We start from the raw sequence: 21667 nt of genomic DNA, 5'->3' as shown, positions 1-21667 counted from the left end.
ATGCTCAAATTTTGGCTGAATGTCTTTATCGCTTGCGATCCAATTTTTTATAAAAGGTTTAAGTGACTGATCTTTCAGTAGTGATAGTAACCTTTTATTTAGAAGTTGATTGAACCGATGAAACAAAGCTATCGGGATACCGTTATACTCGATTTCTTTAAACTCCTCAATAAAGTCAATATTGAGCGACCAGAAGTTTTGTTGAAAAGTATCCAGATCTATTCCCTCCCTTCATTGGTTCTTTTTTCTAACAACACGTCACAAACTTCACGTACACAACCGCTCCCACCATTTTTCGAACAGATATAATCAACGACCTGCTTGACCTTGCGCTGTCCATCGTGAGGGGTGGCTGCAAATGCGCAAGTTGAGAGGGCTTCTAAATCATTGATGTCATCACCAATGTAAGCCGTTGTTGAAAAATCATAACCTTTATTGTTTGTATAAAATTCATCTAGAAATATTTTTTTATCTTGAATGCCTGTAAAAGCATAATCGACATTGAGTTTCTCGGCTCGGCGTTTGACAAGTGAATGATCCTCTCCGGTAAGGAGCATTACTTTAATGCCCGATTTTCTCAATTGTTCAATTCCTTTTCCGTCTCTCGTATGAAACTTTTTAAGTTCTTCACCACGTTCGTTGTAATACATTCCTCCATCAGTAAGCACACCATCAACATCACAAACAAGTAGGTTAATGTTTTCTAGAGTAGGATCTATAGGACTGTATTCTTTCATTTGGTGCTTTTTAAGTTGTTCGGCGATGATCCAATCGGTTGGTTCATCAATTTCAAAATAAGTTTCTTCTGGCATTTCATAAAGACCGACTTTACCGGATATGCGACATCCTGTCTTAGACAACCTTTTTGTCGAAGTCATATAAAACGCCCCGTTTTCTACTAAAAACCCATCCCAATCCTGCCGTCTCGGCCGGTTTAATGGATCATAATTGATAGGCACAGAACCACTTTTCTCTTGTTTCCACACGAACCGTTTTTGTCTAACAACAGACACAAGACTATCAAACTTATTATTTTTATAGTCAACAATAGCGGCTTGCAAGTGACTTGATTCTAATAATGGTGAAGTCGCTTGAATCAAGATGATATGATCATTGTCCACCAATGGTAAACATTCTAGCATCGCTGATTCTGTCGTTGCCTCATCAGTTGCCGTTTTTTTACTACGTTTAATCACTTGTACCTTAGAAAAAGAGAATCGTTCTATGACCTGTTTGATCTGTTCATCGTCAGTAGAAACATACACACGATCAATTTCTTTACAATCGCTAGCGGCTTTAATAACCCAATATGCAAGAGGGCGGCCGCAAAACGATTTAATGTTTTTTAGCGGGATGCTTTTACTTCCCCCACGGAGCGGAATAAATGCGGCGATACTCATCGAGCTTACCCTCTTTTTAATTTTTTTCGTTGTACTTTTTCAATCTCTAAAATCTCTTGTTCTTTAAATGTGAGAGCACTTGCTACATTTCGTAAATCAACGACCAACTGCCTTAAATCATGTGGTTCTAAGCTGGCAGAATGGTCCGTCCCCTTCCACGTACGATCTAACGTATAGTGTCGTTCTACGTACTTAGCTCCTAGCGTTAATGCTGCAACATCTGGTGCAATTCCTAGATGATGCCCAGAAAAGCCAATCCCTTTAACATCTTTTTCAAATTTATTTTTTATACGTGTAATGTCTAGCAATGATAAGTCCTCAAAAGGCACAGGGTAACCAGAAACACACGAGTAGATCACGAGGTCTTTATTTCGCTTCTTTTTCTTAAAGAAATCAATAATTTTTTCCTCTTCTTCTTGACTCGTCATTCCAAACGATAACTGAATCTCTCCTCTATAGTGGTCAGCAAGGTACTCTAGCATTTCAAAATGAAGATTACATGCGGAAGGAACTTTAATACTCGTTGGGTTCAAACTAGTAATCTCTTTGGCCGAAGTGAGATCCCAAACAGACGTACTATATTCAACATCCCATTGTTTACATGTTTCAACTAATTCTTTATGCTGCTCTAATGTTAACTCAAGATATTCACGATGCTCCCCGTACGTCTTTCCATAGGAATTCACTGGATTCGGATGAGGGGCATTGTATTCCTCTTTCGTTAACAACTCCTTTGGTGTTCGCTTTTGGAATTTAACAGCATCGACATCACAATACAATGCAGCAATTTTAATCATTTCCTTGGCAAGATCAAGATCTCCCTTATGATTACAACCAATTTCTGCTGTTACAAATGGTTTTATCATTTCTGTCATTTTATCCCCTCTTTCTTTTGATCATGATACTGTTAAATTATGATTAGCACGCAAATTAGCTTGTACGGATGTCCTACAAAAGTCTCTTTTTTAAAAAAAGGCCCTTATTGATCATTAAATCATTTGTTAGGAACTATCTTTTTCTTCACTATAGACTAAATGCGGTACGTGAAATTTCAATTGTTATACACACATAAGCCGAGTTTTGATTGAATAAAATGGTGAAAACCATTGCGAAAAGAGGGATACGTTCCTTATGGAGGTACTTGTTAATGACGAAATTGAGCGACTTCAGCGGCTCATGCAAGAGCAACAACGTGCTAATGGCTCATGGCGTTTATGCTTTGAAGGTCCACCAATGACCGATGCTTATATGATTATGTTGCTACGCACATTAGAGATCAATGATGAAGAGGTCATTCGAGGTTGTGTGCAACGATTACTCACTTTACAAACAGATGAGGGAACCTGGAAGCTTTTTGATGATGAAGAAAAAGGAAATCTATCAGCGACGGCTGAAGCTTATATCGCCCTTCTCTATTCAGGCTATGTTCAGGAGCAATCCGAGCGGATGAAGCTAGCGAAACAGTTTATTTTACGAAAAGGTGGATTACAAAACACTCAATTTTTAACAAAGGCGATGCTTGCTCACACAGGCGACTATCCATGGCCCAAATTTTTCCACGTACCGATCGAATTTATCCTGCTCCCACAAACATCACCAATCAACTTTTTTGATTTTGTTAGCTATGCTCGTGTTCACTTTGCACCGTTATTGATTACGTCAAACATACGCTTTACGCTAAAAGCAAAAGGAGCACCGGATGTTACATCACTTAATATCCCACAACCAGATTCTCTGTTCACACGTAAACGTGATAATGACTTACGCTCACTATTAACGAGCATCCTAACTGAGATAAAAAAATTAGCCTTGTCACCCCTTCACCTTCGCCGACTTGCACTGAAACGTGCCGAACAATACATGCTTGAGCGGATAGAGCCTGACGGGACACTCTACAGCTACTTTACATCGACGTATTTGATGATTTTTGCCTTACTTGCCCTTGGGTACAATAAGGATGATCCACTCATTCGTAACGCTGTTAGCGGGTTAAAAACATTTCTATGTCAAACAAAAGATGGTGCGCATATTGAATTTGCAACGTCTACGGTTTGGGATACAGCGTTAGTAAGTCATGCCTTACAGCAATCAGGGGTTCATCCAACACACCCGATGATCACAAAGGCTGGGAGCTATTTGTTATCACGTCAACATCAGAGATTCGGTGATTGGGTAATCAACAATCCAAACAGCCTGCCTGGTGGATGGGGCTTTTCTGATAGTAACACGACCCATCCCGATGTTGATGATACGACGGCGGCGTTACGAGCGATAAAAAGACTCTCTTCGATTGATTCATCCTACCAAAATGCCTGGAACCTTGGCGTGCATTGGATCCTTTCGATGCAAAATGATGATGGTGGCTGGTCAGCGTTTGAAAAAAATCAAGCAAAGGCTTGGATTGCATGGCTGCCGATCGAAGAGTCATCGAAAATTTTTATCGACCCTTCAACTGTTGATCTCACGGGGCGTACGTTAGAATTTCTCGGGAATCACGTTGTCCTCCCTCGTGATCATCCTCCAATAAAGAAAGCGATCCGCTGGCTTCGCAGTCAACAAGAACGAGATGGCTCATGGTATGGTCGTTGGGGAATAAGCTATATTTATGGGACGTGGGCCGCACTTACTGGACTAACAGCTGTCGGTGTTCGTTCGGACCACCCAATGATTAAAGACGGTGCCAACTGGCTTATTCGCATCCAAAACGATGATGGCGGTTGGGGAGAGTCATGCAAAAGCGATCAAAAGAAAACCTATGTACCCTTAGCCGCGAGCACCCCTTCCCAAACAGCATGGGCTATTGATGCTCTGCTCGCTGTTTACCAAAAACGAACACCTGAAATTGACCGAGGAATCAACTATTTGCTCGAATCCTCCGATGATCATGATTGGTCAACAACATACCCAACCGGGGCTGCATTTCCTGGTGGCTTTTACATTCATTATCATAGCTACCGCTACATTTGGCCATTAATTGCCTTAAGTCATTACAAGTCACTGCTCTAGTTTAAACGGTCACTACCTGTAAGCAATCTTCGTTAGATATTTATTCACATGAAATAAATCTTCACGACTCATACTATCATTAGGAGGCGTGAAGATGTTTACTTATTTACTCTTTTTCTTACTACTAATAAACCCCGTTTCAGATAATGGTGATTTAACGATTACCCATGATGGTGAAACGATTGAAACCGTCGAACGATCAGAGTTTAGTCACCCTTTTCTTGGTGCGCCTACCCTTGACCTCGCTACATTTGATGAGTTGATCGAACGGATTGACGAACAAGTGTATCAGGAGCCGGTCAATGCCTTTATTGATGATACAAATTCGATCCAGTCCGGTGAAAATGGCTATAAGCTTAATCGAAAATTATTTACAGAGTTGTTTTACGAATATGCCTACAGTCATGGTCCAGCTACAATTGAAGCACCAAAGCTAACGATTTATCCAAAGGTCGATAGTGAATTATTAGCTAACATACGGATTCAAAAAATTGGACAATATGTCACCTTTTTTAATAATCGAAAAAAAGGCCGCACTCATAATATAAAACTTGCGTTAGCAGCCATTGATAACCATGTCGTCTTTCCTGGAGAGACGTTTTCATTTAACAAAGTAGTAGGCAAACGAACGCCTGAAAAGGGGTATTTACCAGCTCCAGTGATCATTAGAGGAAAATTATTTGAAGGGATTGGCGGAGGCATTTGCCAAGTATCCTCAACGTTGTTTAATGCCGTCGATGACGCGGGTGTGGAAATCATTCAACGCTACTCACATAGTAAGCGAGTTCCTTACGTTCCCCCAGGACGCGATGCGACCGTTAGCTGGTATGGCCCTGATTTTGTCTTTAAAAATAACTACAACCAACCGATCTTAATTCGCGCCAAAGCGATTGGGGGGATGGTACAGATCATCGTATACTCGTCCGAACGCATTAATCGTGATACCTCACTGCATCCAACGATGAAACATACTCATAACAAGCAAAAACAGAGGGTATCCGAAACTAGAATATAGGGATTGCCACTCTGCAGAGAGCGTCAACAAACCAAGATATGCCGACACGTTTTCAAAAAGGGCAGCTCCAAGGGCTACGAACATGAGCAATGCACTCTTACTTACTACATTTCCTCGTTGAAACAGGTAAATAAACACGACTGTCATAATAGGAACGATAAGGAGTGTAAACCCGATATGAACCGTAAAGATTTCGGGGAACGGACGATGCGGAAAAGTAAAGAATCCCTTTCCGACCAACCATAAGTCAAGGTACGTCGCTACGAGTGATGACAAAATCATCGTAGCGACATAAGCTTTACGCTCTTGATACAAATGTTTCCTTAGCAATAATCGCGAGTTCGATCTTCTCCAATGTTTGACAATAATCCTCATAAACCTCTCCATCCACATCTACATCATTTTTTTGTAAATAATAAAGCACTCTCCAATCATCGAACCAATCCCCAACTTCGGCCTCATGATGGTCAACATCTGCCCAAGCTTGCGTGAGCCTCGGACTGTATATTCGCTTTGCCCCTGGGCGAAGTTGACAATTTTTTGTTCGGCGCACAAAAGGTTCACCTGGTACAGACTCATTGATATCGTGAAAAATGCTCGACCAATAATCGCGACGTGAACCTGTATGTGGGTGCCGACATGCCCATGTGAAAATTCGTTCATACACATCGCCATCAAACAGGAGTTCATAGAGTCGTTTTCCTAACATGATTCGTTCATGGACAGAGGAGAATTGATTGATGGATTGTCCAATCACCTTTATTTCACTCTGTTTTTGATATGGCATCAAAATTTGATTTAAACTGAACAACTCTTGTATTTTAAAGTTCATTGTTTCTAACACTGTTTCTTGATAATGATCGTTTTGAATCACTCGTTGTTCTAAATAGTTTTGTTCATTTATCACTAAAGCAATCGCTAACATATATTGATCTCTCGATTTCAAAAATTCATTCCAGATCACTGACATAAATGTAGAGACACCAAATCGCGGTAACAAATAAAACATGTTCGTTTGGCGTTTGATACTTTCTTCATACAGAAGCATTTGCGGATAAACATCATGAAAGATTAGCCAGTTGCCTCGTTCCAAGAAATCAAAAAATTGAGCTTGCTGCTTTGTCGTTAACAGGCGACTCAATAAATCCCCTCTTAAGTCCGTCATGTTCCAGCCACCATTCCGAGAAACGATATGACCTAAAAATGCCCATCTAATTTCTGGGTACTTTTGATAAAAGGCGAGATAAGCTTGTGTGCGCGTCACATTATTTCGGTTTTTCTCACTCGTCATTTCCTGAATGTGTTCTGCCAGCCGTTGATCTTCATTTGTCAGAGGCAATCCGTTTCCTTGGTTATTTTTGGCCTTTTTTAACTGTCTTTTCAGTTTTTTCAATTTAGGTGATAACTTCCGACTAGGGGCTAGCTTTGCTTTCAAACATGTTATTCCCATCGCTCCACCTCTATGTTCATACGTATGTCGGTGAACGATGGATTATGTAGTTCACTTGTTCATTATCAAATCATTCTCACTGCCTTCCCATTCGCTCCGAAATACACTTCGCTAGTGTTGTTGTGTCATGACCAACCAAGCACCCTAAAATTAAGGCTGTGTTAAAGTTTAGTGTTGATGCTCGTTGGTATTGGGCTCATTTCGTGCGGAACCTTAGTTTCGCACGCCTTTCAGGTACTGAAAGGTTGGAAGATATGAATGAGCCCAATATCAACATTCCACAATAACAGAGCCAAAATTAAAATCCGAACTCATTCCAATTCTAATGAAAGAACTTCGAATCAGAGTTCGGATTATTATCTCTATATACTAAAATGCTTTAGCTCAGTCATCATTCATTTCAAATCAATGCTTAAGAAGCGACTAACCGATCTCGGTTGTGACCTTTAATGGTGCCGATATTTGCAAAAGTAATTGCTAGTAAAATCAACAGAACCCCAATCCATTGCAAAAACGTAACAACCTCTGCTAACACAACTGCAGACATGATCACAGCGACCGGCAGTTCCGCAGCTGATAAAATCGTTCCAAGACCAGGTCCGACCTGTGGCATGCCAATCGAAAATAATAGCGGTGGCAAAGCTACACCAAACAAACCCAAAAACATCCCATATGGCGCCACTCCGACTAACACCGATAGGTCCCCTAAAAACAGTGGTGGAAATAATAAGAGAACAACGATCAGACCACCACTAGATAGCATCGCACTCTTAAATACAGGTGGTAAACCCTGACCGACGGAACCACTTACATAAATAAACGTTGCAAAAGTGATTGCAGCAAGCATCCCCCACACGGCCCCTTGCCAAGATAACGATGCCACTCCTTCTCTCAATACTCCTGATGCAAGTGCAGAACCTAGTAAAAGGATGGTAATCGCAACTAACTTCGACTTCGTCGGTGTTTTCTTTGCGATTCCCCATTCTAACAACGTTCCAATCCAAACAAACTGAAACAAAAAAATGATTGCTAGCGAAGCTTCTAAGGTCTGCAACGATTGATAATAAAACACTCCTGTTAGCCCCATCGGTGCACCTGAAAGAAGTAACTGTACGCTTTGCTTCCTGTTTATTTTCACCTTTTTTGTAAAAAGAACAATGGTCCAGATCAACATCGTCCCGAAAAGAAACTGACTCCCTGTCACTTCAGCTAATGAAAACCCAGCAGCATATGCGAGTTTTACGAAGGTAGATAATACGCCAAAACAACAACCACCTAAAAAAACGATAACCGCATACTGCCATAATTTCATATCGTCTCTCCCCCTTTGTAAACAAAATAAAAGCCACACAGCTGTCCACCGACAGCTGTGTGGCGAAAATAGAGTTACCTCTAGAAAAATCCACGCTTCGTTACGAAGTTTTAGTTATACGAATGACAATGTTAGTATAGGAAGATCTACCTCTCCTGTCAACAATATGGATAATCCCCCTTCTACAGTACGAGTCATTTGTCTTATGACTTTGATTCAAACACGGTCCGATTACGCCCGGCACCTAACCCGGCTGTAACCATGAACAAGGCGACAAGAAAAAAGACGAGCAAAGCAGCTGTCACGGTTTCCGTTCGGTCTAGCAGCAATCCAATGACAATAGGTCCGATGGCTGCTAGCAGATAACCAATCGATTGCGCCATCCCTGATAAGTCTGCCGCTTGCTTAGCATTCGCTGCTCTCAGCCCTAATAACGTCAAAGCCAAACTAATACATGACCCCTGTGCTAGCCCAATGGAAATAACACTTAGGGTAAATACGATCATACTTCCACCAATGAGCATGCCACCAAGACCGATGGTGTAAAGCACACCGATTACACAGACGATCCACATTTGGTTACGAAAGCGATCGGCAAGTACAGGTGTAAAAAAAGACATTGGCAGTCCAGCTAATTGCATAATCGAAAGCATCCAACCAGCCGCTGATAGTTGTAAGCCACTGCTCGTTAAAATCTCTGGTAGCCACGCGACTAGGCAGTAAAACATAAATGATTGCAGTCCCATAAAGAATGTCACTTGCCAAGCAATGCTTGATCGCCAAACCGATGGCTCGCGATGATTGACTTCGTCGGATTGGACAGCTCGCACATTTGTATTTGATTCTCGCAGTTGCGGGATCCAAAAAAGCACGGCAAGAAGTGCCAGTCCCGCCCAGATTAACAACGAAAATTGCCACCCTAACCCATACCCTTGTGCTAAAGGGATGCTTACACCAGAACCTACTGCTGCAAAGACAGACATCGACGTTGTATAGGTCGCAGTCATGAGCCCAATTTTTAGTGGGTAATTCTTTTTAATGATACTCGGCAAGAGGACATTGGCAACCGCTATTCCAATGCCAATACATGCCGTTCCGATAAATAACGTAAAGGCAAAACCGACTGAACGGATCATAATTCCTGCAAGTAGAATGAGCATACCAACAAAGACCAAGCGCTCATTCCCGAAGCGCTGACTTAATTTCGGTGCGAGAAAAGACAGAGCTGCAAAGGATAGCAATGGCAATGTCGTTATAAAACCTGCCGCCCCATTTGAGATTCCAAGGTCTGCTCGGATCGAGCTCACTAACGGACCAACTGAAGTGATGGCTGGACGTAAATTAAACGACACGAAGATAATACCCATCAAGATCATTAACTGACTTGCCGCCACACTTTTAGGGCGTAGTAAAGGTTGACTTTCCACGATGTATTGCTCCCTTTCTATGGTTACCATTCTATTGGTAATGTTAATATCTAGTATCTTACTAAACGGATTGCTTTTTTACAAATGTTTCAACTAGTTTCCTAATCACTGAGCTGGCGTAGTTAGGAGCCGTATACCGTATGCTTATCATACATCAGGAGCGCACGCGCAAGACAACTCGGACTTTTTTAAACACTCTTTCGTTCGCTAAAGATCGCGCAGAACCCTCTTTACTAGCTTATATAGCCTTCGGTCCGCATGAGCGCTACACATTGTCTAGCAAACTCGTCAGCTGCTTTTTCATGTGGAATGTTTCGATACTTTTTCTTTTCTTGACTGCTATCCCCGTGTGTCATCGTTGCTAGAAAACGTTGATAATAATAGTCACCTCGATACAAATAATCAAATAACCGCTCTCTTTTGTTTTTCCCGTTTCCACCAATTAAGCCGTGAACGTAATGACCGACTTCATGTAAGCAGACAAACGCGGCATATGAAGTACAACTAACGTCGGTTTGCTTCATATCTAATTTGTATTCACGATTCTTATAGTCTTCAGCAATCGCCATCAGATTAAGATAAATCACTGGTTTAAACCGGTGGTGGTCTTCAACCGCTAATTCGCCTGGAATGTTAATCGGTTCATCGGTGATAAAAAAAGTAACATCGGAGAGGACATTTCTGTATATAGACGTTTTCAACCATTGAATTGTTGTGTCAATGCCAGCTAATGCATCAAGTAGATCTTCTTTTGAAAGACCAAAGTGCTTTTGAAACGATCGATCATCTTCTTTATCGATAAAATGTAACGACTTAATTCTTTGCATTTACGGCACCTACCTAGTTCATCTGATTAGGTGTTGCCTTACTACTAACCTTCCTTTGATACTAGTTTCTCCATTAAGAAAAAAAGGTTTATAGTCTTTAGTCTATTCTTTGTTTTTTATTTTATGAACTACTTTCGTTTGTGCATGCTTGTCCTGACCCCACCTCCATATAATACCTGCTCCTACGATTGGGCTTATCTCTAGTCAACATTTTTCCTTGTTCACTGGAACATCTGCCTATTTGAGTGAATATGGTACCATTGAAAAGTTTCAGAGAGGAAGGATAATATGGAACAGCATCAAGAATACCAACAATACGAAAATCACGATGATCGCCACGATCATCACAAGGCACACAACCAGCAGATGCATGACACATGTACCCACTACCATTTATATTTTGTACAGCTGCAAACAACAGATGGGCAAACGTTTGAAGGAATCATTGAAGATATCGATAATGACGGCGTCACGATGTTGATGCCTGCCGGAGAGACGAGAGAAGCAGAAGATGATATAGATGAACGACAATTCGGGGTCGTTGGTGTCGGTGCTGGGTTTCCTGGAGTAGGCGTTGGTTTTGGATTTCCGGGATACGGATTTCCTGGGTACGGCTATCCAGGCTTTGGATGGTTCCCTGGTTACGGGGCATTCCCAGGTTATGGAGGGTTCCCATGGTATGGATATCCTCGTCGGTTCCGCCGCTTTAGACGTCGGCGCTTCCCATTCTACGGTATTGGAGGAGTCTTTCCATTTTATTAATTAGAGGTTACTAAGCGTTTAGCTCACTACCCGTCCTATGATGAGTGTAAGCCCGTTATTGCCGCGAACACCCATCGTAGGACGTTTACATTACATCGTTTAATAGCGGTATCCTGTATAAGCTACGCCAAGAATGAACAGTAGGAGCAATAGTACAACAATAAGCGCAAACCCAATCATCATAATCACCTCTATATTTGTTTACTACATCCACTCTTCCCTACTTAACGTATGCAAACATAGGCATGATGTATAGACGAAGGGCTATTTTTGCTTTGCCCTTTACCATTCTTCTTATCACATAAATTAAACCGCTTTCTTTTTCTTTTTAGACTTAGACGATTTTTTTAATTTTTTATTCAATGTCGCATACAGTTCATCTGCAGAATCAAAGGTTTTCACTTTTCCATCAACTTCAACAAACGCACTGCATTTACACGTTTTACATTTACCTAGACAATCTTTTCGTTTAATTTTTTGATCTGGATAGCGTGCTTTAAGATCTTTATATACTTTTTTCGATTTAAATTCATTCTTTTTGCAAAAACGGATTTTTTTCATGATCCACACCTCTTTACATCAGATCGTTGATAATAATTATCATTATCTATATAGTAACAGAATTTATCGCTTTCGTCACTACTAGTAAGTAGATTGAATGAAGAATTTTTTATCAATTCTTAACCATGAAATAACAAAAAAAGCAAGAGGTGAACTAATTTTGTCACCTTCTTGCTCTCTCGTCATCTTCTTTTATTTCACATACTTCGCTGCTCGCTTTTCCATAAACGCCGCTATCCCTTCTTGTCCTTCTACACTGTTTGCTCTTGTTGCAAGTTGCTCCGACTCAAGCGCTAATTGCCCTTCTAGTGTCTCTTGCTGTGAGTGAGCGATCAATCGTCGCGTTGCACCATAAGCATGAACGGGACCCTGGGCTAGCTTCGCGGCTAACTCGAGTACGGTTTCCTTAAGCTCATTATCGACTACCACTTGATTAACAAGTCCCCACTCACATGCCTCACCAGCACGTAATTTGCGATTCGTATACAATAACTCTAACGCTCGTCTCGTACCAACTAGCCGTGGTAAATAATAACTTCCCGATCCATCAGGTGTTAAGCCGACTTGATTGTATGCCATCACAAAATTCGCTTGATCAGACGCATAAACAAGATCACATGCACATGACAAGCTCATTCCCGCACCAGCAGCTGTCCCATTAACGGCTCCAATCAAAGGCTTGTTCATGCGTGCAAATGTAGATATTGCCTGATTTAAATAAGACGTAAGCGTTTTCAAATGAAAACCAATGTCTTCTCCTTGCGCCGCAAAGCTCTTTAGATCTCCACCGACAGAAAACTTATTACCGGCCCCAGTAATGACAACGGCACGAATATCTTCACGATCTGAACATTGAAGGGCAACCTCCATTAGTTCTTTTGCCATTTGTAAATCGAGGGCATTTCCTACCTCAGGACGATTTAACGTTACAATCCCAACACCATTTTCTACTGATAAAACTACGTGATTATTTTCCATATCCATCCTCCTAAACAATGAAACTACGAACTCTTTTCATTTTAACAGAATTTTAAGTGATTTCAAAAAAAAATATCGCGAAACGAGGAGACTGCTGAAAAAGTAACAGGCTGGTCAATTCAGGAAGCTAGCTATCTATTTTTTCGTTTGTGTGTGAAGACTTCCTTCTTTCACTGACGTCACTCATGCATAACCAACGCCTACGTGTTACAATAGCCTCTTAGAAAAGCGAGGTGATTCTATGGTACGGGCATATCTACTACTGACCATCACGATGGTTTTGTTTTCAGGGAATATCCTTGTCGGAAAAGCAATTAACGATCTACCACCCGTAACGATTACGTTCATTCGTTGTGTTATTGCCTTCATGATTCTTTTGCCACTCAGCTTTTACCAACTTAAAAACAACCACACTGTTTTGAAAAAAGAGTGGAAACCCATTGTCGGTCAAGCGATGACAGGTATTGTCTTATTTAATGTGTTTTTATATTCTTCATTACAATATACAACGTCGACGAATGTTGCGATTGTAGAAGCTACAACACCAGTTTTTACTGTGCTGCTCGCGATTTTTATTTTAAAAGAACAGTTACATCGTCTCCAATATGTTGGCGTGTTCCTTTCGTTGCTTGGTGCGATATGGGTGATTACCGAAGGCTCGTGGCAAGCACTGCTGGCCATTCAATTTAATCGCGGAGACCTGCTTGTCTTGATCGCGGTCATTGCTTGGGCCATTTATTCATTACTCGTGAAGCAACACGGTCATAAGTATCCGTTATACGCTAGCCTTACAGTGATGATTGCGATTGCAATCGTCGTTTTATTTCCGTTTGCGTTATATGAGTGGCGTGATGGGCTCATTTCATTACTTGAACCTACACTCATTCTCGGATTGCTCTATTTGGGGATCTTCCCATCCGTTATCGCTTTACTCTTTTGGAACAAAGGGGTGGCAGCCATTGGTCCATCGAGAGCTTCGATTTTCTTAAATTTACTGCCTGTCTTTACAATTGTTGGTGCGGTTGTGTTCTTAGGGGAAACAGTAACGGTGATTCAACTGATCGGCGGCGTTCTCGTCATTGGTGGGGTATACTTATCTACGAAAGAACATGCAGCTTCCTCACCCCAGCAAGTGGTAGGCAAGAAAGCTTTGGACCGCTAACTGGAACCTAATTTTGGTGTCCTAATCGATTCATTCTAATAGGACACCCTAGCTTCGTAGCTAGCGCAATGGTAACCACCGGAATAAGGGGCCTTTTACTAACCTTTTTTCTTCAACTGGTACGTTAAAATATGCCATAAAAAAGATCATCGATAAGAACGACAACCCCCATGTCAACAATGGGCGTTTCGTATGTAAGTAACTGTAGGTATACATTTTTAAATAAATGAGACTAGACCAAAGAAAGTTCCAGCCATGATTAAACCTAATGAGGTGATTTTTATAAGCAATGTATTCAGCCACCGTTGATAATGACACCCATTTCAAGAGATGGGTCACTTGCTGTGTAAGCGAATCAGGAAAACGAGTTAAACAGGCGAGTACAAGTAATGGAGTTATCAAAAAGGTATGAGCCGCTCGTAAAACCCTCCAATCGAACCCCTTAGGTGAAAACTCCCATAGGAGATGACGTTTACACAGGTAATAATAACCTGCGTTAAAAAAGCTCACATAAGCGAGGCTGCTTGAAAACCTTGGAATGTGCCTCCATGTACATTTCAAGCAATTAATTAAAATAACCAAAGTCATAATAGCGATATGCTGTTTTTGTTTTTTCATCCCTCATCCGGCTCCTTTATACTCTTTTTCTCTTGTCTACACCTATCTTTTCCTCCATTTTACATTTTATGTAAAATGGTTACCTTTCCTTGTATTCGCATGCAAAAGGGGTGTCTGAAGGGTAAAATCACCCGTCTCAGACACCCCTTTATTATCAAGATCGATTAATCGATCAGTTTACAAGCACAGCTTGGGTTTGTACAGCAGCGATAGTCTTCGATGTTGTGATGTTGCTGTACATATGAAATAATATCTGTGATTTTCTGCCGTGCTTCTGCTCGGCTTTTTTGATCGAGACTAATCGCATACGATTCTCCAGAATGAAGGAACACAAACTCCATCTTGACGACGTCTTTTTTTAGGACCTGTTCAACTAATTCAGTGTAAAAATAGCCTTGTAACAAATACGGTTGAACAACTTTTCCGACCGACCTTGTTTCTGTTATTTTATTCGTTTTAAAGTCGTAAATGGAAACTGTACCATCGTCATGATATTGAATACGATCGACTTGACCATAAAGCGGTTGATCGTCCCATAACAGGTATAATGTTTTTTCATTCTCATACGATGCATCACCTATCTGACTCATAAATGATTCATACGACTTCATATATGAGGTTAAAAGCTTGCGATCCTCATCACAAAGTGTGACCTCTGGTTCTTGAACAACTTGAAGGACTTGCTCTTCAATCAAATCGTACCAATCAATGGTTTCTAAGTCTTCGGCACCGACATGCTCGGTTAAGTGATGGACGATCGTTCCTCTCTCAACAGCGCTTAAAAAGCCAGCACGTTCTTGATCATCATCTTCACCTAGCAACGCATCTAACCCGTACATCCCCTCGATATATTGTAAATAAAAATAGCGGGGGCAACGTTCAAACAGCATCATCGCTGATGCCGACAAAGTTGGCAGCTCATTTCTTTGCTGAAGCGGATCATTCCATCGATAATCTTCACCTCTTGGTAATAACGGGAGCTCTGGCAGGTCTTTGTCCGTCACGTGATCTGAGTTTAACCATGTTTGCCACGTCGTTGTTTTCGCTAGATGTCCTTTATCATAGGCAGGCAACTCGCTTGCATGGATCATTCGGAGCTGTTCACAGTCGTCTCTTTGGTCATTCAGACAATCAAAGTCTTCAAAACCAAGGTGATGTAAGGTCCAGGTTAACCACGTATCTTTTGTACCTTTTGAGATTTTTGATCCGACGAGAATGAGATGATCCCGTGCTCTAGTCATCGCCACATAAAGTAACCGTTTGGCTTCTTCAGTTTCTTTTTGTTGTTCGATTGTTCGTAATTCTTCGTGAAACCCATTCCCATAATTGGTATCGATTAATTTTAAACCAAGCCCTTTGTCCGGGTGAAAGTAGGTACGTTCCGATGAGCCTCCTTTTTTCAAAAAATCTTTTTTCATCTCTGGAATGCAGACAATCGGGAACTCTAGCCCTTTTGAACTGTGTATCGACATGATCACGACCGCATCACCGCGATCTTCAACAACAGATGCCTCTTCTTCCTGGATTCCTTCAGCTTGCATGAGATCGATATAATGAACCAAATCGTAAAGTAGTTTCCCCTGCTCATCAAATTGACTTCGAGCCAACTGTAAGAGTTTCTCGACATTCGACACTTTTTGTTCACCTTGATAACCAGCAATTAACATCCCAAGGTAACCCGTGTCATCAAGAATCATCGTTAACAGCTCATGAATACTCACAGAATTACGATACAACAACCATTTCTTTACCCATTGTTGAGCAAGCTGGAATTTTTCCCATTCACGCATTTCAACCTCGGCCGGTTTTTCTTTCAGGCGATGAAAGGCTTTTGTTAGTGACTGACCGCGCGTTAACCAAAACAAGGTTGTATCTTTTACGTGAACAAACGGAGATCGTAAGAACCCGAGTAACGCCAGCTCATCATCTTGATTTTGGATCAGCTTCAATACATTGGCGACATCAAGAATTTCCTGCTTTTGATAAAAGGAGCGTCCCCCAACAACGACATAAGGAATCTGGTAGTCTTGAAAAACCGATTCGTATAGATGCATCTGCGAACGCGCAGCTAACAAGACAGCAAAATCACCATATGTAGCTGAGCGTGGGGCTTCCTCGCCATCATCATTTTTATCCCAAATGACGCGCTCACCTTCTGTTACGATTTGTTTCATCCGTCGTGCGAGACTTTCAGCTTCCACCTCAACCCAATGAACATCCTCATCTTTTTTTTCCGTGTGCTCTTCACCTTCTTCTGTTGTGACGATCATTTCAATCGCTTGATCCTCACGTTCCACTTGACGGTGCGCTTCTAACGCTTCGTAAACCGTCGCATATGACGATGATGGATGGTCTTTGGTTTCCATTAATTCTGCAAATAGTGAATTAATATAGGCAATCACAGGTGACTGTGTCCGAAAATTCATCGCAAGTGAAACTGTTTCGCCACCTTTAGCGACAATTTCCTTTTCAATATCATAAAACACTTGGACATCTGCGCCGCGAAATTTATAAATCGATTGCTTCCCATCACCAACGACAAATAACTTGACCTTGTCCCCCTGCGCTGTTAAATGATCAATAATCGACTTTTGCAGTGCATTCGTATCTTGAAATTCATCAACCATTAGAAATTCAAGGCGTTGCTGCCACTTGTTCCTCACCGACGGTTGTTTGGCTAACAATTTGGCAGCTAACGTCTCTAAGTCATTAAAGTCAACCGACTGACGCTTTTCTTTGGCCTGCCGATAATTCCGATCGGTGATACCAATCAAGGTTGCTAAACTACGAAGAAGGGGCACATACTCTTCGGAAATAAATAAGTTGCTCAAGTCTGGCAGATATTCCTCCCTGAGCATATCTGTCATTTCTTTAAATTGCTCCGTCCCACTTTTCCTCCATTTGCTTGCTTCCATTGCTTCAAACTTAGCACTGATTTCCTCATTCATCACTGCGTCACTTGCTCTCAAAAGTGGGATAGCCTCCTGAAAATGAGCCATCCAACGCTCATATTTTTCAAAGTATGCTGCTGGCTTTTTCGCTTTCGCTTTGATATCAGCAAATACTTCATTCATCTTTTCCGTATGAGTGATTAAGCGGTCAAGCGCCTCTGTAAAATTTTCCTGTCTTTTGGCAAGCTCTCGCTCTGTTGTGGCAAGCATGTCCTGTGGTGTTTGATTTAGTGTGCGCAAGTTCGTATAGATCGCAGAAACGACACCCACTAACTCTTCGGTGTCCGGGAATTGCTTATATAAGCGCGCCGCCCCTTCCTTGCCCTCTTCCATATAATCTCTTACTGTTTGCCAGGTCACATCACGAAGCAACAGCTTGGCCTCTGTACCATCAAGGACGTTAAAAAATGGGTCTAATCCAATCTCAACCGGGTTTGTCCGTAGCACTCTTGAACAAAATCCATGAATCGTCGTGACGATGCTATGTTTGACTTCGCGCTCGCACTGCTCCCAATACAGCTTTTCATGATCATCTGATGCTTTGTTGATCATCTTTTGGATCGCCGAGCGAATCCGAGTTTTCATCTCACCAGCAGCTTTTTCCGTAAACGTAATCGCTACAATTTGTGATGGTCGATACCCTTTACTCAAAATTTCAAGATACCGTTCAGTTAACACCCATGTTTTCCCTGAACCCGCACCTGCTGAGACGAGCAAGCTCCGATCTAACGTCTCAATCGCTCGTTGTTGGCCTGCAAATGGCTTCGGATCACGCTCAATTGTAAAATTGACCTCCATTTATCTCTCCTCCTTATCCTGCTGCTTATCTTTTGAACGAACAGCTACCTCGTTGTAGCGGAACACAGCATTATCACCATAAAAATCATTCGGCTTTTGTTTCGAGGTTAAGAAAAACTCACCCGCACGCAAACGTGAAAGCGCGTCAGCCACCGCCGCTAAGTCTTCATTGATTTGCTCCTCGATCGGTTCATAAAAGCCTTTTTTCTGATTGCTCCCTAATCCGCTCATCTTCTTCAATGGTTTGGACCAGATGCCGACCTGCTTAAATTTATCCTTCTTTCGAGTGCTGTAAAACGTACCACCGACAATGACTGCTTCTTGCTGTCTCTCTTCTGTCAGCCATTGTTTCATCGCCGCTAAATAGATCGGCAATTGATAGTTATAGACCCCTTTATAAAGCTCCTTGTAGTTTTGGGCACTCCCAAGACTTGATTTGTAATCGAAAATCGTAAAGTGACCTTCCTCATCACAATCAATACGATCAATCTTCCCATATAAACGTACCGCTCCTTCTGGCAACGGAACGACAATCTCTTCGGTACTTGACTGAGGATCGATTTGGTCATCCGCTGAAACCGGCAACCCAAAGGAAAGCTCTAAATAAGATGGCGTTAACGCGCCACGATTACAATTTATATCATTTTTTAGCCATGCTTGTAATTCACGATCAAGCCGATCGACTTCAAGCTGCCAAAGCTGTGATTGTTCATAGATCGTCTCACTAGCAAACTGAGTCGCTTCCTCTCGGAAAATCGCTGATAACACTTGTTGATAGGACTCTAGTTCAGCACTATTTAGCTTTTGACCACGGTATTGTTCATAAAACCGCCTCAACGTTTCGTGAATAATATTTCCTTTATCAAGCTTCGAGACTTCAAGCTCTCTCTCCTCGACTGGATTCACACCAAGTACACGATTAAAAAAGAAGGTCAGCGGGCTATTGATATACTCATTGAGCTGTGAGACACTAAAGCGTCGTTCTTCTGAATAAAGTGAGCGAATCTTTGCCACCGCAGCCTCATCTTTGATCGCCCCTTCCCATTGTGAATAGAACCTACCAAATGTTCGCTCATGCTCAACGGCAACCGCATCGAGCATGTGGGTAAACAGTGGGCGCGAGAGCCATTGCTCATGATACAGATGCACGTTGGCATCCGCCTCTTCCTTCCCTTTATTTAACAACCATAGTTGATAATCTTTAACAGATGAGATTCTGTTTTCGTTGCCTGGATAAGGCCGCTTGCTGAGCGCTTCTTTTTGACGTTCAGTCGTTTCCGCTGTACGATCTAGGCGCTTGGTCACCTCTTCAACAAACGGTGAGAGTAGAACCTTTTCTTCAATTTCTGGTGACACATACGTAAATGTGAGCTTGTTTTGTGGTACTGCCATCGTCATTAAGAAAAAAACCTGTTCCATTTCATTTTGAAAATGGGTAGAAGAAATCGTGCAATAGCTTTTTAACTTCCGGCGATCAGTATCATCTAAGAGCCATTGCTCACTATGATGCATCGGAAATACACCGTCATTGCAACCAAGAACATAGACCGAATGGTACTCTAGTCCACGGATCGAAGATGGGTCGAGAACAGCAATCCCATTTCGATGACCTTTCTTTAGCACCATTCGTTCCGCCTTCCAGCCATTGGTCCATGCATAAATAAAATCAGAAAACGTTAACTGACGCTCGTTTTCTCCGAGACGGGCCACCGATATTCGAAGCTGCTGCAGACTTTCTTTTATCTTCTCAAAACTATCAAGATCGCGTTTTAAACGTTCATGACTGTAGCTCCCATTGCGTAGGTGAATGACAATCGCTTTCTTGATATGTAAATGCCCCAACCATTGATCGACATTCTCTATATACGTCTTAAAGCTTGCTTGACGTGGAAATTGTGCTGTCTTCTCAGCTACTTCTTCTAACCACAAACGCAGGCGCTTCGTTTCCTCAAGCTGATAAGCAAGCGCTTGTTTTTTACGCTCTTCGTTTTGATCGGCCTCTTCAAGCTGTTGCTCCAAAAACGTAAGCTGGCGCTCGGCAAATAATAACCACTTTTCTTTGCCACTCATGATCCCTTGCTCTTTTATCCAAGCAATCACATGCGCAGGTGGTTGATTTTCCCAATGAATGTAATCCCCTTCAAACACCTTAATTAAATCATCCCGGTTCCAGTCCGTTTGCTCTAGCTGTAATAGCGATAATACTTGCTTCACAACAGGTGTTTGCTGAAGCGAAACGGTAATCGCTCGTTGCAGCGGAAGGTTTTCTTGCTCAAAGCGCTCAACAAGATACGATTCATACCGCTCAACATCGCGGGCGACAATCGCAAGGTCACGTGGGGTTAAGTCTGGATTGTCTATTAATTCTTGTTTCATTTCTTTAGCTACGATCTCCACCTCTTTTTTGATCGAGGCACAAGGAATCACGTCAATTGCATCCGAATCGACGAGTGATACGTCCTTTGTAAAAAGCTGCTCATTTAAGGAATTAATCGCCTGATTCGAGCTTGTAACTGTCTTTGTTGGCTCCACTCCCCAATCACTTGCTACCTGTTGATGGATCGCTTGTTGCGATTGCTGAGCGAACGACTCATGGGTTAAGCCATGACGAACAAGAGCGTTAAGGTTGTTCTCAAACCGTTCATTAAACTCCGGCAACTGTTCATATAACGATGGATAATAAGGGATATAGATCCCAACGTTCTTAACGTGATCTCGGTCAATTAAGGCGTGTAACAGCCGTAACTGTAAGGGAGTAAAATCAGTAAAATGGTCGATCCAAATCGTATCGATTTGCTCAACCCACGTTGGGACGTTTTTCGACTCCAACACGGCGGCAGCATGATTTAAGCGCGCCTCCGTTGACATTCCTGTTAGGTCATTCATTTGGTTAACGTTACGGATTGCTTCTTCGGAATGAACAAATAAAAACAGTAACGCTTTTTGTAAGCGATCAATATCATCATGTTCTAACAGTTTGTTCGCATCTGCAATGGTGAGGCCTGAGCGTTTCAGTTCCCCTATCGCATGGACAATCGAACGTTTCACGCCTGTTAAATGATAATTTTTATAAAGAGCTTGTACATCCGGGTGATCGGCATACTTTTCAACAAGGTTTTCATAGATGCGTTGCAGTTCAAACGATGTCAATGGATAAGCGGTCGGGTCACACGTTTTGACAAGGTCGTTGGCAATATCATCAAAACTGAGTAAATGCACGCCCGGCATTGCTCCAGTTGCTTGTAGAAGCGTTTCACGAACGTCTTTTAATAATTGAGCCGTTGGCAAAATAAATAAAAACGACTCGCCTTCTCCTTGCTGAATCCGCTTAATCGCTTGATCGACCCACACATTTCTCGCACTTGGCCCAAATGGACCTGTATAGATTTTTTTCACGAGC

General features: G+C 41.9%; 15 protein-coding genes. 4 read left to right on the top strand and 11 right to left on the bottom strand.

What is annotated here, in order from left to right; translation table 11 throughout:
- Nucleotides 1-218 precede the first annotated feature (218 nt).
- Together KH400_RS13300 and KH400_RS13295 are read right to left on the bottom strand one after the other, a co-directional pair.
- Complete coding sequence (locus tag KH400_RS13300; RefSeq protein ID WP_217225266.1) at nucleotides 219-1400, bottom strand: acylneuraminate cytidylyltransferase; 1182 nt, start codon at nucleotides 1398-1400, stop codon at nucleotides 219-221.
- 5 nt (nucleotides 1401-1405) lie between these two features.
- Nucleotides 1406-2275, bottom strand: a complete 870-nt coding sequence (locus KH400_RS13295; RefSeq protein WP_217225264.1) for an N-acetylneuraminate synthase family protein — start codon at nucleotides 2273-2275, stop codon at nucleotides 1406-1408.
- A 256-nt stretch (nucleotides 2276-2531) separates the two neighbouring features.
- On the opposite strand from KH400_RS13295, the gene shc reads away from it, so the two are divergent.
- Nucleotides 2532-4406, top strand: coding sequence for a squalene--hopene cyclase (gene shc, locus KH400_RS13290; protein WP_217225262.1), 1875 nt, complete (start codon nucleotides 2532-2534; stop codon nucleotides 4404-4406).
- Between the two features lie 94 nt (nucleotides 4407-4500).
- Complete coding sequence (locus KH400_RS13285; protein ID WP_217225260.1) at nucleotides 4501-5421, top strand: VanW family protein; 921 nt, start codon at nucleotides 4501-4503, stop codon at nucleotides 5419-5421.
- On the opposite strand, the gene KH400_RS27435 is transcribed toward KH400_RS13285, so the two are convergent.
- From KH400_RS27435 to KH400_RS13265, 5 genes are all read right to left on the bottom strand, one after another.
- On the bottom strand, nucleotides 5353-5703 hold the full coding sequence (locus tag KH400_RS27435; protein ID WP_369009381.1) for a CBO0543 family protein: 351 nt from the start codon (nucleotides 5701-5703) through the stop codon (nucleotides 5353-5355). The two genes, KH400_RS13285 and KH400_RS27435, sit on opposite strands and share 69 nt — an antisense overlap.
- Nucleotides 5704-5719: 16 nt before the next feature.
- Nucleotides 5720-6871 (bottom strand): DUF2515 domain-containing protein, encoded by a 1152-nt coding sequence (locus KH400_RS13280; protein ID WP_217225258.1) that lies wholly within the window; start codon nucleotides 6869-6871, stop codon nucleotides 5720-5722.
- Nucleotides 6872-7283: 412 nt separating this feature from the next.
- Entirely contained in the window at nucleotides 7284-8183 is a 900-nt protein-coding gene (locus KH400_RS13275) for an EamA family transporter (protein ID WP_217225256.1), read from the bottom strand.
- Between the two features lie 203 nt (nucleotides 8184-8386).
- Complete coding sequence (locus tag KH400_RS13270) at nucleotides 8387-9559, bottom strand: CynX/NimT family MFS transporter (RefSeq protein WP_246589596.1); 1173 nt, start codon at nucleotides 9557-9559, stop codon at nucleotides 8387-8389.
- 284 nt (nucleotides 9560-9843) lie between these two features.
- Entirely contained in the window at nucleotides 9844-10437 is a 594-nt protein-coding gene (locus KH400_RS13265; RefSeq protein ID WP_217225252.1) for a hypothetical protein, read from the bottom strand.
- Nucleotides 10438-10725: 288 nt separating this feature from the next.
- Between KH400_RS13265 and KH400_RS13260 the strand changes: the two genes are divergently transcribed.
- Nucleotides 10726-11199, top strand: a complete 474-nt coding sequence (locus KH400_RS13260) for a hypothetical protein (protein WP_217225502.1) — start codon at nucleotides 10726-10728, stop codon at nucleotides 11197-11199.
- Nucleotides 11200-11505: 306 nt separating this feature from the next.
- On the opposite strand, the gene KH400_RS13255 is transcribed toward KH400_RS13260, so the two are convergent.
- Both KH400_RS13255 and KH400_RS13250 read right to left on the bottom strand, forming a co-directional pair.
- Nucleotides 11506-11760 carry a DUF1450 domain-containing protein gene (locus KH400_RS13255; protein ID WP_217225250.1) on the bottom strand — a complete coding sequence of 85 codons (255 nt, stop codon included), beginning with the start codon at nucleotides 11758-11760 and terminating at the stop codon, nucleotides 11506-11508.
- Between the two features lie 192 nt (nucleotides 11761-11952).
- Entirely contained in the window at nucleotides 11953-12738 is a 786-nt protein-coding gene (locus KH400_RS13250; RefSeq protein ID WP_217225248.1) for an enoyl-CoA hydratase/isomerase family protein, read from the bottom strand.
- A gap of 241 nt (nucleotides 12739-12979) precedes the next feature.
- On the opposite strand from KH400_RS13250, the gene KH400_RS13245 reads away from it, so the two are divergent.
- Entirely contained in the window at nucleotides 12980-13900 is a 921-nt protein-coding gene (locus tag KH400_RS13245) for a DMT family transporter (RefSeq protein ID WP_217225247.1), read from the top strand.
- Nucleotides 13901-14682: 782 nt separating this feature from the next.
- Here the strand turns inward: KH400_RS13245 and KH400_RS13240 are convergent.
- Nucleotides 14683-18267, bottom strand: a complete 3585-nt coding sequence (locus KH400_RS13240) for a UvrD-helicase domain-containing protein (RefSeq protein WP_217225245.1) — start codon at nucleotides 18265-18267, stop codon at nucleotides 14683-14685.
- On the bottom strand, nucleotides 18268-21663 hold the full coding sequence (locus KH400_RS13235; RefSeq protein WP_217225243.1) for a PD-(D/E)XK nuclease family protein: 3396 nt from the start codon (nucleotides 21661-21663) through the stop codon (nucleotides 18268-18270).
- Nucleotides 21664-21667 lie beyond the last annotated feature (4 nt).

Source organism: Desertibacillus haloalkaliphilus (genome assembly GCF_019039105.1).
In the GTDB taxonomy this organism is placed as follows: Bacteria; Bacillota; Bacilli; order Bacillales; family KJ1-10-99; genus Desertibacillus; species Desertibacillus haloalkaliphilus.
Note: the sequence above shows the minus strand (reverse complement) of the source record. Positions and strands in the feature narration are given on the sequence as shown.